The sequence below is a fragment of the Streptomyces sp. Ru72 genome (genome assembly GCF_002920635.1).
In the GTDB taxonomy this organism is placed as follows: Bacteria; Actinomycetota; Actinomycetes; order Streptomycetales; family Streptomycetaceae; genus Streptomyces.
The window spans coordinates 69,385-82,384 of record NZ_PQSR01000021.1 but is presented as its reverse complement, the minus strand read 5'-3'; the positions used below and the strand labels follow the sequence as shown (position 1 = coordinate 82,384).

At 69.0% G+C, this 13,000-nt stretch carries 14 protein-coding genes; 3 read left to right on the top strand and 11 right to left on the bottom strand.

Features of this window, described 5'->3' with window-relative positions; genetic code table 11:
- Positions 1–20: 20 nt before the first annotated feature.
- Positions 21–608: a DUF6193 family natural product biosynthesis protein gene (locus C3488_RS41525; protein WP_258053397.1), complete on the top strand. Its 588-nt coding sequence runs from the start codon at positions 21–23 to the stop codon at positions 606–608.
- On the opposite strand, the gene C3488_RS13295 is transcribed toward C3488_RS41525, so the two are convergent.
- The 5 genes from C3488_RS13295 to C3488_RS13270 form a co-directional block, all read right to left on the bottom strand.
- Entirely contained in the window at positions 527–1,519 is a 993-nt protein-coding gene (locus C3488_RS13295; RefSeq protein ID WP_103839597.1) for an aminoglycoside phosphotransferase family protein, read from the bottom strand. The genes C3488_RS41525 and C3488_RS13295 overlap by 82 nt on opposite strands.
- 1,120 nt (positions 1,520–2,639) lie before the next feature.
- A complete protein-coding gene (locus C3488_RS13285; RefSeq protein WP_103839617.1) occupies positions 2,640–3,011 on the bottom strand; it encodes a MerR family transcriptional regulator in 372 nt (123 codons plus the stop codon).
- Between the two features lie 29 nt (positions 3,012–3,040).
- On the bottom strand, positions 3,041–3,811 hold the full coding sequence (locus C3488_RS13280) for an SDR family NAD(P)-dependent oxidoreductase (RefSeq protein WP_103839595.1): 771 nt from the start codon (positions 3,809–3,811) through the stop codon (positions 3,041–3,043).
- 27 nt (positions 3,812–3,838) lie between these two features.
- Positions 3,839–4,105, bottom strand: a complete 267-nt coding sequence (locus C3488_RS40480) for a hypothetical protein (RefSeq protein WP_181139000.1) — start codon at positions 4,103–4,105, stop codon at positions 3,839–3,841.
- 87 nt (positions 4,106–4,192) lie between these two features.
- Positions 4,193–5,737 (bottom strand): SMI1/KNR4 family protein, encoded by a 1,545-nt coding sequence (locus tag C3488_RS13270; protein WP_103839594.1) that lies wholly within the window; start codon positions 5,735–5,737, stop codon positions 4,193–4,195.
- 202 nt (positions 5,738–5,939) lie between these two features.
- Between C3488_RS13270 and C3488_RS13265 the strand changes: the two genes are divergently transcribed.
- Complete coding sequence (locus C3488_RS13265; protein ID WP_146067860.1) at positions 5,940–6,368, top strand: hypothetical protein; 429 nt, start codon at positions 5,940–5,942, stop codon at positions 6,366–6,368.
- A gap of 297 nt (positions 6,369–6,665) precedes the next feature.
- On the opposite strand, the gene C3488_RS13260 is transcribed toward C3488_RS13265, so the two are convergent.
- Positions 6,666–7,232, bottom strand: a complete 567-nt coding sequence (locus tag C3488_RS13260) for a hypothetical protein (protein ID WP_146067859.1) — start codon at positions 7,230–7,232, stop codon at positions 6,666–6,668.
- A 654-nt stretch (positions 7,233–7,886) separates the two neighbouring features.
- Positions 7,887–8,414: a DinB family protein gene (locus C3488_RS13255; RefSeq protein ID WP_103839616.1), complete on the bottom strand. Its 528-nt coding sequence runs from the start codon at positions 8,412–8,414 to the stop codon at positions 7,887–7,889.
- Between the two features lie 431 nt (positions 8,415–8,845).
- On the opposite strand from C3488_RS13255, the gene C3488_RS13250 reads away from it, so the two are divergent.
- Positions 8,846–9,781 carry an ADP-ribosylglycohydrolase family protein gene (locus tag C3488_RS13250; RefSeq protein ID WP_103839591.1) on the top strand — a complete coding sequence of 312 codons (936 nt, stop codon included), beginning with the start codon at positions 8,846–8,848 and terminating at the stop codon, positions 9,779–9,781.
- 215 nt (positions 9,782–9,996) lie between these two features.
- On the opposite strand, the gene C3488_RS13245 is transcribed toward C3488_RS13250, so the two are convergent.
- The 4 genes from C3488_RS13245 to C3488_RS13230 all read right to left on the bottom strand — a co-directional run bounded on the left by C3488_RS13245 (position 9,997) and on the right by C3488_RS13230 (position 12,720).
- On the bottom strand, positions 9,997–11,199 hold the full coding sequence (locus tag C3488_RS13245; protein ID WP_103839590.1) for a serpin family protein: 1,203 nt from the start codon (positions 11,197–11,199) through the stop codon (positions 9,997–9,999).
- Positions 11,200–11,398: 199 nt separating this feature from the next.
- Entirely contained in the window at positions 11,399–12,157 is a 759-nt protein-coding gene (locus C3488_RS13240) for a PIG-L family deacetylase (RefSeq protein WP_103839615.1), read from the bottom strand.
- 162 nt (positions 12,158–12,319) lie between these two features.
- Positions 12,320–12,520 carry a hypothetical protein gene (locus C3488_RS42555; RefSeq protein ID WP_103839589.1) on the bottom strand — a complete coding sequence of 67 codons (201 nt, stop codon included), beginning with the start codon at positions 12,518–12,520 and terminating at the stop codon, positions 12,320–12,322.
- On the bottom strand, positions 12,493–12,720 hold the full coding sequence (locus C3488_RS13230; protein ID WP_181138999.1) for a transposase: 228 nt from the start codon (positions 12,718–12,720) through the stop codon (positions 12,493–12,495). Before C3488_RS13230 ends, C3488_RS42555 begins: the two co-directional genes overlap by 28 nt.
- Between the last annotated feature and the right edge of the window lie 280 nt (positions 12,721–13,000).

Genomic DNA, 13,000 nt, shown 5'->3' with positions numbered 1-13,000 from the left:
CCGCCGGGTGTTCACCCGTCGTGCACCTGACCGGGCGGTTCGAGGTTCCCGACAACGATCCCGCGGGGTTGACGGAATCCGAGTGGCAGAGCATGCGCCAGGAGGCAGGCGAACTGGAGTACGCCTGGCAGAAGACGTACCAGGCCCTGATCGAGGCGGCGCACGCCGAGCCGGCGCTGCGGGCCCTCTACTCGTTTACGAGCCACTGGGCGCTGCGCTTCTCGACCACCACCCGCCCGCGCCTGACCGTCGTCGGACCATGCCTGCTCGCGAACAGCGACGGCACGTACGCGGTCGGCAGGAGCCTCGCCAGCGACGACCTCGGCCGGTTCGCTACGGCGCACGAGGCCGTGGCAATCGCCGTGCGCCATCTGCCGCCGGGCCCGGGCCCGGTCGCGCTCGGCGAACGACCCTTCAGGATTCCGGGTGGGGTGGCATGCGACGACGACACCAGGACGTCTCCGACCGGGCCGCCGCCCTGCATCGTGAGATCGGCTGTCGACGGCGCCTTGCCCAGCGTCCCCGCTTACGCCTTGAGCCAGGTGGCCCAGGTCGGCATGGCCTTGAGCATCATGGCCATCGCCTTCACCGACTCCCTGAGTGTCTGAGCGAATCCGGCCTGGTACTCCGGACTCCCGCCCCGGTGGCCGCAGGCCATCCACAGCTGCCAGGCCGCCGCTCCCACGCGTCCGGCGAACATGCCGGTGAACGCCGACTCATCGACCGCCCCGACCGCCCCTCCCGCAGCGACATACCCGGACAGGCAGGCTTCGACGATACGGCGCTCGGGCACTTCCAACCGCCGGCCGAAGCCGGCGAGATGGAAAGCGGTGAAGACCAGCTCCCACCACGGGTCCTGCGCCCCGGCGGCATCGAAGTCCAACAGCACCGGTCCACCGGAGCCGGTCAGAATGTTCTGGTGCCGGATGTCGCGGTGCATGACCACCTTGGATCGCCACAAGTCCTGCTGATCTTCGATCATGGCCTCGGCCTTCTCCAGCGAAAGCTTGAGGATGCGGACATGCTCGGCGCTGAGGACCTCGAGGCGTTCGGCCTGAGCGAACCATTCCTCCCACTCTTCCTGGGAGTTCGACCGGTAGTCGCCGTGGACTGTCGGGTCGGCTGGAATCGCGCACCGTGCAAGGTCTGCGACGAGCCCGCCGGCCCATGCCGCCAACGGTTCGGACGTCGGCGCGGTGGGATGCGCGCCCTCGACGAAGCGCACCGCACGGGCGTAGGCACCGTCCCCGATCGGTCGCCACAGACCCGCTTCTCCCAGAGTCGTCGATTGCGGCTCGGGCATCGCGACACCGCTCTCCCACGCGGCGGCTTCAAGCGCCCCTGCCTGGGCAGCCATGGGCAGCCAGAAGTCACCCCAGGGCTGGGCGATCTTCACCACCCATGAGCCGGAGTCAGTAACGGCCTTCCACACCGGGCTCTGCTCGTCATCCTTGAGCAGCAGCGGGGCATCCAGCAACTGCCCCAACCCGAGCCGCTCGGCCGCCTGTGTCAGGTTCATAGCCGTCACTCAACCCGTCCGCCACCCCAGCGGCAAGCGAATTAGTCGTCCTGCCCGACACGGTCCTGAAGATCAGGGATCAGCACACCGCGATCAAGCTCGCAAGCGACGTCTTCAACAAGGGCAACACCCCACTCGTCGATAAACTGTCGAGGTTTACGTCGCCCCCGGCCCGCCCGGCGAGCGGAATTCACAGTGAAGTCGCGCGATCCCGATGGAGCCGAGGACAGATGGACGCCTTGACCCTCGCGCGACAAGCCGTTACTGAGTGCCGTGCATTCTTCGAAAGCATCACCTGAACAAGACCCCCGTAACCACTCATGCCACGGCTCTGACCGCACCGTGTCCTCGGCAGAGGCTCCCCGCGCCTACCGCCCCGCCCCGAGCGGTCGCATCTGAACACACTGACTTGACAGGGAAAGTAGCGGTACATCTGCCCGGCGGTGATCAGCTGGATATCCATCACGGAGACCACGCCACACGGCTCTGACCTGCGGTGAAAGGACGATCAGCCGCACGTCCCGCCAGGCGGGAAGCGGCTCCGGCCGACGAGCCAGTGTCATCGCTCTCCGGCAACACCCGGACAACCACCCGACCGACACCAATGAGCACCACACACCGGCCTATACGGACGACCACCCATCAGCCCCCGGCACGCGCCGGGGGCTTCGGTCGTGCTGCCCGGAGGACACCGTGCCCCCGTACGAGACACTCCCTCGCTTCACCGTCGACCTCCAGCACCTCACCCCCGCCCAGCGCCGCCGCTTCCGCCGCGTCGTCCTGGACTCGTTCGTCCCCGACCTGCGCACCAGGCGCATCCGCTGTGGTCTGCGCGAAGACCACCGTGGGGCAGCACTGCAGGACATCCGCAACGCCCTTCCACCCACTCCTCAAGCCCGCAGTGCGGCAAGGCAGCCAAGTAGCGGAGTAAGCACGGTTCGGGGGGGGCTGAATGTGGTGAGTTTCGGCAACACCTTGGGGCGCCGAAGGCAGCCCCGGCGCCTCGGAACTGACGATCTCGCGTCATCGCAGTCGCGCATCCCTCAATGAGTGAGGGTCTGCAGTCACGGCATGTGGCCACAGCGGGCTTTGAGGGGCTCCGCTGTTGTGCGGCGGGCGCTCAGGCCACTGGCCGGATCCGGTCACTGGTTGCCTGGCGCAGTGCGGCCTGGAGGCGGTCCCGGACCGCGGTCTGGGCGGCGATGCGTTCGTTGAGGACCGCCAGTCGCTCCACTGCGACCCGGATGCCCTTGTCGGACGGCGGCGCCGTGGTCACGTCTGCGTTTAGACATGGCAGGAAGACCTGCGCGTCGTCCAGGGTGAGCCCGGCGGCCAGGAGGTAGCGAATGTTGCGGACCCGCACCACCGCCCGCTCGTCATAGACGCGGTAACCGTTGGGGGCCCGCTCCGAAGAGATCAACCCCGCCTGCTCGTAGTGCCGCAGCGCACGGGCGGTCGCCCCGGTTGCCTTGGCCAGCTCACCGATCTGCACGTGCTCCACCCTCCCGGGTACAACTCCTATCACGCCACGACCGCCCCACCGTCGACCGGGAGTACTACCCCGGTGACGAACGACGCGGCTGGTGCGGCAAGCTGGGTGATCGCCCAGGCCACCTCCTCAGGTCGGCCGATCCGGCCCAGCGGCGTGTGCGCCAGCTGCCACTCCCGTACTGCGGCCATCCGCTCCGGTGTCAGTCCCTGATGCTCGCCGATCGGGGTGTCGATCGCGCCGGGCGCGACCGCCACCACTCGGACCCTGCGCGGTGCCAGCTCGACCGCCCAACTGCGCGTCAGCAGCTCCAGCGCGGTCTTGGTCGCTGCGTAGACCGAGCTGCCCGGCCAGGCCCGCTGCCCCACCGACGTACTCACGTTGACGATCACTCCGCCGGACGCCTCCAGGGACGGCAGCGCGGCCTGGGCCAGCAGGATGGGTGCGGTTAGGTTGGTGGCAAGCTGGGACGTGATCATCTCCGGCGTGAGTGCGCCGAGGGCGCCACTGTGCACGATGCCGGCATTGTTGACCAGCACGTCCAACCGGCCGTGCATCTCCAGCGCGGTCCGGACGATCAGCTCGGGCCCGCCGTCGGCAGTGATGTCGGCAGCCAACGGGGTGATTCGGTCGTGCCCGGCGGCGGTCTCGCTGAGCGGTTCGGCCCGTCGGCCGATGGCGAGGACGTGGGCGCCCTCCGCGGCGAAGGCCCGGGCGGTCGCCCGGCCGATCCCGGTGCCGGCCCCGGTGACGGCGACGATCCTGCTGATGTGAGGTGCGGTGCTGCTGTCCATGCCGGTCATCGTTCAACCCTGCCGCCAGCGGCAAGGTCAAGCGGCGCCCCCTCCCGCTGCAGAGGCGAGCACGCTCCTTCCGTTGCCCGCGGCGAGGATGTCGCGGTACCGGGCGTTCTGATTACGCCAGCGCAGGTAGGTCTGCAGGACCCGGGTCCGGGTGGCGTGGTTGCGGTGGCTCGAGTCGGCGACGATGAACTGCCGCCGGATCCGAAGGGGGCCTCGATCGGGTTGGCGCACGATCCCCTGTAACTGCTGCCCTTCCTGGTCCGTGCGCCTGCGGATTCTGACCGGCTCTGCCATCGTCCCCTTCCGGGTTGAACGCCTCACGACATCCAGCCGGCCGAGGGTGCGTCGGCACCAACGTGGTAGACCGATGTGGTCACAGCGTTAGGAGGCGTCCTCGACGGTGCCGGAGAAGCGGTAGGCGGTGGAGGTGTCGACGCCGAGGGCGGCAAGCAGGTCGAGGGCGGCGGTGAGGGGCGGGGCTCCGGCCAGGCGAGCGGCGGCAAGGTGGGCGGGCAGGCGGCCGGCGGTGATCAGGGCTGTCCACTGGGTGCCGGAGAGGGCGAGGTAGCGCAGGCCGGGGAGATCGGCCAGCAACGCCAAGTCCGGCGTGGGGCAACGGGACAGGTCGAGAGAGCGCAGCGCAGGGAGGGTGCGCAGCGGAGCGAGGTCGATCGGGGTCTCGGAGCCGACGGCGAGCGAGGCGAGGTGCGGGTGACCGGCGAGCGGGATGAGGTCGGCCTCGGGAGCGAGGTCGATGGCCAGGTCCTCGACGGGGAGTAGTGCCACGGGTGACAGGTCGGTGGTGGCGCATCGGTTGAGATGCAGGCGCCGCAGGCGCGGGGTGGCGGAGAGCGGGCCGAGGTCGACGGGCGACGGGGCGTCATTGAGATGGATCGCCTGGACACCCGGCGCAAGCCGCTCGTCCAGGGCTGAGACCACCAACTGGCGAGGGCCGTCGCCGGACTCCTGCGGGGCGTGTGGATCGGGCCGGCCCAGAGCCTGGCCGAGCCAGGCGGTGACCGAGGAAGCGACATAGCGCGGGCCGTCGTTGAAGTCGCGGCCGACCTCGATCACCTGGCCGGGGCGGCCGTCTGCGGCAGGCGCGAGGTCTACGGCAAGGAAGTTGCCGTCGAACCAAGTGGCGAACGGAAGCCAGCCCGGATGCCCCGAGCAACGGCGCACGGTGTTCGGCGGGTCGGCGTCGAAGATCACCTGACGCCAGCCGAGCTTCCAGCCGAACCAGGTCGGCACTCCGATGTAGTCGTCGCGCTCGGCCATGGCCCCGTCGAGCGGCAGCCAGCAGTATCCGGCCAGCGCCTCGCTGCCGCCATCCCCGTCTGTCTCCAGGTAGAGCGCCCGCAGGTCCGCGGGCAGCGGTCGGCCGAGGTGGCGCTCGGCGGCGACGAGCTGAGCCTCGGTGACGGGCGGTGGCATCTCCGTTTTTACGCCGAAGCGTTCGGCCTGCTGCCGGAGTACGGCCCGCAACCGCTCGACCGCCTCCGCCGGGTCCCCGGCCTGGCGCAGCTCGGACGGTTCTGCGCCGTCGGCCGCGCCCGGTTCGGACGGTTGGAAGCCGGGATCGATGGTCAGTGTCCAGCCGTCCTCGGGGCCGCCCCCGGGCTGCAGCGTGTCCCTGAACACCACCAGCTCGAAGGCGCCCGACGGGCGGCAGGTCAACTCCAGGACGATGGCCTCCCAGCCGTGGGTGTCACGGAACCAGGACGCCAGTGAGGCGAGGCTCTGGTGCGGGAACGGCATCCCGGAGAAGAAGCCCGGACGGCTCGGCACCACGTACCCGCCGCCGGACAGGCCGACGCCCCTCCGGCTCGCGTGCCCCCGCAGCACGCACTCCGTCCAGCCCTCCGGCGCCTGGGCGGCGACCTCCGCCGTGATCTGCCGTGCCACCTGGTCCACCGTCAGGTCCATACCCGCCCTCGCGTCCGCACTGTTCGGACGATCATGTCAGCAGGCTGCGACAAAGCGACCGGCACCCGGCGCCGACGAGTCAGCGCCAACGCCGGTTCCACAACGACGCCTTGGCCCTGCTTGCCAAGGACGCCGCCGACGACGCATGACAGCAGGCGAAGTTCTGACTAGCGCGTCAAGACTCCGCCAACCGCATGGTCCAATGATCGCCGATGGGAGGGGAATGAACGAGCAGAGGCTGTCCGAAACAAGCGCATCGAAGTACCTGATCTCGACCCTCACGACGCTCGCCGCAGATGCCGAGGATCAGATCGCGTGGCTCGACAGGTACCGCCTCGAAACCGACGACCTGGCCTTGGACTATGAAAACGCCAGGGGAGCGATCCTGGTGCTTACCGAGACCGGCCGTATCGGTGCCGTCATGGCGTCGCGCCTCTCACACATTGACGCGATCCTCGACGCGATGAGCGGGCCTGAGCACGCCGCCAGGTGGACGTATGAGGCGCTGACGACCGACGCAGGATGGCTCGCAGTCCGCCAGTTGGCACGCGAGGCCCTCGGAGAACTGGCCGGTACGTGGCAGCAGCCAATGCCCACTCTGAGGACCTACAGCGCCCCTGACGACCCATGACAGCGCTTGACTCGCCCATTGAGACTCCACCGAGTGCGTGTTCGGCACCCACAGCCAAAATCGAGCAGCGGCCTGAGCTCCTGACCGAACAGCGCGTGGCGCGCGGGCCCACGACACCGCCCAGTGGGAAGGCGAGTGCCTAACTGCGTGACAACGCCCACACACAGCGGACAACCACGAACGCCCGTGGGCTGTCGCCGCAGGTGAGAAGCGCACTCGTCCAAGATCGAGCGCCCAGCCAAGTTGCTTTGGGACGAAGGGCTCAGGGGTTCAAAACCTCACGACCCAGCGCGGTTTTCAGCTGGAACAGGCAATGACCTGCCCCACGACGGAGAAACGCTGCTCGCACTCCGGACAGGTAGCCTCGCCGAAGGCATAAGTCAAGGCGCGCGCCACTTCCTGGTGACCGTCTGCCAGGGCAAGGTCGTAGAGGCGCCGGCCGAGACCTTCCAGGGCGCGGGGGTCGGCCGGATGGAGAGGGAAGGTCTCGACGTCGTCGGTGAGGGCGTAATCTTCCGCCGCGCTGAAGAAGCCCCGCTCTCCGATGATCATCCACAGCGACGCGCACCCGTCAGGAGCGGGGCACTCGAGCTCGTACTCCTCGCTGACGAGGCCCCAAATCAGGTCCTCCGCCCAGTGGATGTCGCCTTCCAGGTTCAGGACCGCCTCAATCAGATAGCAGTAGTCGTTCCGGTCGGCGGTGAGCGGTCGCCACCGGTTTGCGGCGCCCAGGAGGCGTGCGACTTCCGGCGCGTATTGGTGCCGCAGCTTCCGGGTCTCGTACCGCTGGTCGGCCTGGACGAGAAGGGCACCGGCTAGGTGCAGGGCAGTAGCGGCCGTGTCGGCTCTGTCGGCCTGCGCCATGTCGGCCAGCGTGCGAAGAACTAGCGGATGGGCGACATCCAGAGAGCCGTTGTGGAAGAGCTCCGTCCAGAGGTCGCTCCAGGCCTGACTGTCCCGGCCCGTGGCAGCACGTTCCAGGAGGGCCCTCAGGCGGTCGGAATCGGCGTCGTCTGTGCGGGGCACAGGAGAACTCGTCGTCATCCCCCGTATCCAAGCAGAGTGCCGCAAGCGCGCTTTCACCGATCAGTCGGTTCCTGTCGGTGTGTGCCGGTCGGCATGTCCGGTGACAGCAGGCCGACCGGCCGGGCGAGCCGCTGCAGGATATCTACTCGAGGGACTTCGAGCCTTGGTGGACGGCCTCCTCGCTGCCAGCGGCGGCGTCCGCAGCCTCCGCCGTACAGGCGGCCTCCCGGCCCGCCAAGGCGGCGAGGCGTTCCAGGCTCGCGATCGATTTGGCAGAGGCAGTTCAGCGCCACCAGGACAGGTCGTCCCAGACGATTCCGTCCTCTAGCACCCACCTCGCCGCCCAGCGGTCAGCCTCGTCCCGGGACAGCCGACTCGCGAACAAGCTCAACGAAGCGATCTTCGATCTCATCAAGAGTTGGCTGGCCGCTGACATCCATGCCCCGACCGTACCGTCAGGGCAAACGTTGCCTGATGCGGGACTAGCACATCTCATGCGCCAGTAGCTCCGTCGATCTGTTCTCTGATGAGATCGGCATGACCGTTGTGACGTGCGTACTCCTCGATCATGTGCACCATGATCCAGCGCAGGGAGACTCCCTGGTCGCCGATGTGACCCGCTTCCTGTTCGGGCAGGCGCCCGTCGTCGTCCAGCGATGCGTCGGCAATCAGTTCGCGGCCCCGGGCGATCTCCGATTGCCAGGCATTCATCGCCTCATCCAGTCCTCGTTCCGGCTGAAGCCTGAAACCGTCGAGGTTGCTCTCCTCGAAAACCGGCGCCACATCCTGACCTGCGAATACACGCTGGAACCAGTTGCGCTCCACTTCAGCCATGTGCTGAACGAGCCCGAGCAGCGTCATCGACGAGGGTGACGCTGCAGCAATCCGTAATTGATCGTCTTTGAGGCCCGAACACTTCAGGGCGAGCGTCGCACGGTGAAAGTCCAGCCATGCTTCCAGCATGGCGCGCTCGTCGGCATGCGCGGGCGGGATAGGTCGTCCATCCGGTGTCGTATTCATGCACATACCCTCGCAGCCGCAGGCATGGCCCACGGTCGTCTTCGCTGGCGACGAACACAGTCCCATCCATCTGCAAGGCGAGCCAGCGACGCGCACCACCATGTCTCATGTCTCACGTCTCACGACACACGTCAAAGTCTGGAGAACGAAGGCTTCAGGGCGCTGCTCTCCGTCGACGCGGGTCGGGTCGCGCTGCGCTCCAGGTGCGGCACCGAGATGGCAGCGTCGATTCCCGAGATCGTGGCTGGGACCGTGAGCTACCGGACGCGACCGCGCTGGACGGTGTTGTGCGACCTGTACGGGTGTCTCAGACCCAGAGCGTCTCAGGCAGCGCGCCTCCGTAGACAAGAGGCGTTCGTCGCCGATGGTTCGGAGAGCCGAAAAGGAATAAGGCCGAGCGGCCGTCGGTGCGGCACGGATAACCTGCGCGGATGGAGCGGATTCAGCGGGCCGCTGGCGCCGTCGTCGGCTCAGCGGTGGGTGACGCCCTGGGCGGCCCCTTCGAGTTCGGTCCCCAGGGAGCGTTCTCCGCGCGGTTTCCCGCGCCTGGTGCCGGTGGCGAGATGTGCGGAGGCGGTGGCTGGGACCCCGGCGAGGCCACTGACGACACGCAGATGGCCGTCCTGGTCGCGGAGTCGCTCCTGGAGCGGGGCGGACTGGATCTGCCGGACATTTTCGCCCGCTTCCAGCGGTGGGCAGCCTCAGAACCGAAGGACATCGGCTTGCAGACCGAAGACGTCCTGACCAACGGCATGCCCTGGGACCTCGCCGCCGCAATCCATTTCCAGGTCAACCAACGAGCAGCGGGAAACGGCTCCTTGATGCGGGCATCGACCTCCGCGGTCCACTTCGCGGCCGCCGGCCAAGAAGCCACCATGGACGCGGCCCGCCGCATCGCCGCCCTCACCCACGGTGACCGCACGGCCTGGGAAGGCACCGCGATCTTCCACGAACTCATCCGCGTCACGTTCGAGGACACCGATCCCCTCGCCGCGCTCCCGGACATCCTGGCCCTCGTCCACCCCGACCACCGCGGCCGCTACGCCACCGTCCTCGCGCCCGACTGGCACCCCGATCAGGCGACCGAGTTCAACGGTGCCGTCTGGCCCTGCCTGGGCTCCGCCGTCTGGGCCCTGCGCACCACCACCAGCTTCGAAGACGCGATACGCGCGGCGATCGACCTCGGCGGTGACACGGACACCGTCGCCGCCGTGACCGGAGGCCTCGCGGGGGCGTACTACGGGCTGGATGCAATCCCCGCCCACTGGACCCAGCCGCTCCATGTTCCTCTCCCAGGATTCGACGGACGGGTGCTGCGCCTGGCAGATCTGCTCCACCTTGCACACCGCCTCGAAGAGGGCCGTTGAAGACAGGCGTGGTCGCCCGCATGAACGGCGAGCCGGTGGTGTGGGAGCGGGACCGGCCGGCGTTCGAGCAGCCGCGGCAATCGTCTGTCATCCTTTGCGTGCGGCATCCGGGTGCCAGACCCGGCGCGCGTAATCCGCTCCGCGTGAAGGGCGAGCCCTGTCCGTGGATCTCGTCGCCGGGTCGGACAGGGACCCATCGGCGAGGCATTGCGGAATCACGGCTCGTCCTCCCACTCGTACTCGGGGGACGGCAGCGGATCGGTGACCCAGCCGGCCGCCAGCACCAGCCGCGTGTGGCGGTGCAGGGCAAGGAAGCCGAAGGGCCGGTCGAAGGCGGCGCTGATCCTGGTGGTGACGTAGCGGAGGTCGGGCACGCCCCCGCCCACTGCGCCGAACGCCGTCACCGCGGCGGCCTCGAAACCCAACGCGCCGAACTTCGCCCTCGTGCTCTGCTCGGCCGACCCGATGGCGAGCGGGAAGCCGCTGACGCCGGGGAAGTGCCCGCGAGAGGCGTCCCGCGCCGTGGTGAGCCCGAACAACCGGTGCAGCTTCAGCAGATCGTGGCCCGCCGCCATGTCGTACGCCACGGTTGTCACGTCCAGCGACGGCGGCTCTGGCCGCGTGCAGCGCACCTTCTCCGCCCGCAGGCCGGGTCCCACGTTCCCGTAGGGCAACTGCGGCCCTGGAACGACCGCGTGCCGGCCGGCGAGGATGTCGACCCCCGCCCCGAGAACCCGCCCCGGCGTCATGCCCTCCTCGCCGAGCAACAGGTGCACGTCCAGGGCGTTGTTCCCCAGCACCTTCAGCTCGGTGACGTGTCCGCCGGGCGTGTCCGCCACCCCGATACGGTCCAGCACGGCACTGGAGCGCCACAGACCCAGCCGCGGCTCGGTGGCCCAGGGCTCGTACGCCGTCTCCAACTCCACCTCATGGAATGGGCTCAGCCACTTCGTACGTAGGGCCAGCGCGCTCGCCAGCACCATCTCGGTGTTCTCGTCCAGCGTGACCGGCATTCGGTCGATCAGCCCGCCGGTTCGCTTCACGGTCCAGGCGTCCAGCGCCCGGTGGTCGGCCGCAGGGTCCCCGGTGAGTACCCCGTGAGCGTCGGCCGGCAGGCCCGCCTCCCACTCGTCCCGCAGCTTGAGCGTGCGCTTCGTCCACAGCCCCAGGGCCGTGTCCAGTCCCCCCATGGCGCTCATTGCGGCGAGCAATGCGCGTGCGGCCCCCGCCGCTTGCCCGGCGGGCAACCCGAGAGCCTCCGCCAGCTCGGCCCGCGCCGCACCCTCAGCCCCGTCGGCCAGGTGGGCCAGCAGCGGCCACACCCCCGCCGCCGAGAACGCCGTGCCGCCCTCCAAGACACCCGCCCACCGCGCGGTCAGCCCGTTCACCGCACGGACCGTCGCCCTCGCGACCCCCATTCCGCCCCCATCGTCAGCGCGCCTACGATGCGCCCAGCCGTACGTCAGTCAGCGTTCGCCGCCGCCGCCCGGCCCATCGTCCCGCCCAGATCGTCCAGGGAAACCAAGATGGAGGCAATCTGCTTTCGCTGAGGTTGCCAGGGACGCGACGCCGCCACCGGCAAGGCGTGGCCGCCTTCCTCACGAATGATCCGCGTGGTCAGGCGGTCAGTTCCGTCTGGGCCGGTGCCGCAGTCATGGGAGCGTGACGGATGTACCACTCGGTGGCGAACAGCCGCTCCCGCGCATCCGGCGGAAGGCTGGCAATCACCCCAGGCAGGGCTCCCCGTTCCACCTGGGAGCGATGCGCCAGCACCGCGGCAATCTTCTTCTCCAGCCAAGAGCGGACATCGACAGTTGCGGTGACCTGTTCGTCCCGAACGCTGTACACCGCCCTGCGCGCGCCGATCACGTCTCTCAGCGCCGGCACGGCCGAGTGCGGGTGCGTGGCCAGGTAGAGGGCACGCGGCTGCCAGGGGGCACCGGCCTCCGGGTAGAGCTGTCCAAGTCCAGCCGCTTGCGCTGCGAGCATGGTCACCCGGTGGGTGTGCACGTGATCTGGGTGACCGGGCAGCCCGCCGTATGCGTCATGGGTGACCATGATGTCCGGGCGGAAGTCACGGACGTGCGCCACCAACCGGCGCACCACCTCGTCGAGTGGCGCATCGCAGAACCGCGCGCAGCCCGGGGCCGACTCGGGTACACGTGCATCGGCGTAGCCGAGCATCCGTGGCGTGCCGGCGCCGAGGATCCGCAGTGCCTCGGCGAGCTCCGCAGCCCGCGGGGTGTCCGCGGCCCAGGTGGCCGTGACGACAGCGGTCCGCGCCCCCGCAGCTGCGTGGCGGGCGAGCACTCCCCCGGCCGACAACGACTCGTCGTCCGGATGAGCGAAAACCGCGAGCAGGCTCGGCACGGGCATGAACAAACCACCCTCTCGCTCGAAGGGAGCCTGATCGTATGTCACCGGGAACGACGCCCGGGCGGCACCGGGGCCGGCCGCCCTTGCCCCGCACCGGCGGGACCGCTCAGGGTACCGTGGCGGTGGCCATGTCAACGGCGATGACGCCACCCAGGCTGTGCGTCACGATACGCACCGGTCGGGCGGAGCTACGCCCGAGTTCGGGGTGTACTTCGTCGATGACCTGCCGTACGCGGGCGTGAACATCCCGACGGCGTCGTGGTGGGCGCGTGCGGTGGTGGAGTCGATGCCGACCAGGGACAGATCCGCCTCGTCCCGCTTCGCCGTCTCCGCGATCAGGTCCTCCAGCAGGGCATCGAACACGCCGACGTCACGCCACTGGCGGAAGCGGTTGAGACGCCGAACTCGCTCGGTATCTCCCGCCACTGCCCGCCGGTCCGGAACCGCCCGGTCACGCCCTCGAACTGCTGCCGCAGGGTCTTGGGGTGCGGGCCGTACTCCCTGATCGGCAGGTGCGGCTCGATGAACTCGCATTCTTCGTCCGTCAGTTGCGCGCGCGTCACGCACGACGGCTTACCGGGCCAGGGCCTGGAACGGGGGAACCCACGGATTGATCACGACCCGATCCGCGCCCTAGGCGGGCTGCGGGGCGGGTGTTGCCGGAGCAGCCGCGACCTTGCGGGTCTCGCGCATCATCAGCAGGCCGTTGACCACCCTCTGTGTCGCGGTCAGGGCGTGGGCGCCGAGCGAGTGGCCACGGAGCCGTGGTGGGCCGGCACGGTGGCCATGCTCCTTGCCCTCGGCCAGCGCGACCAGGGGGAATCCGCCTTCGTGTGCTCGACG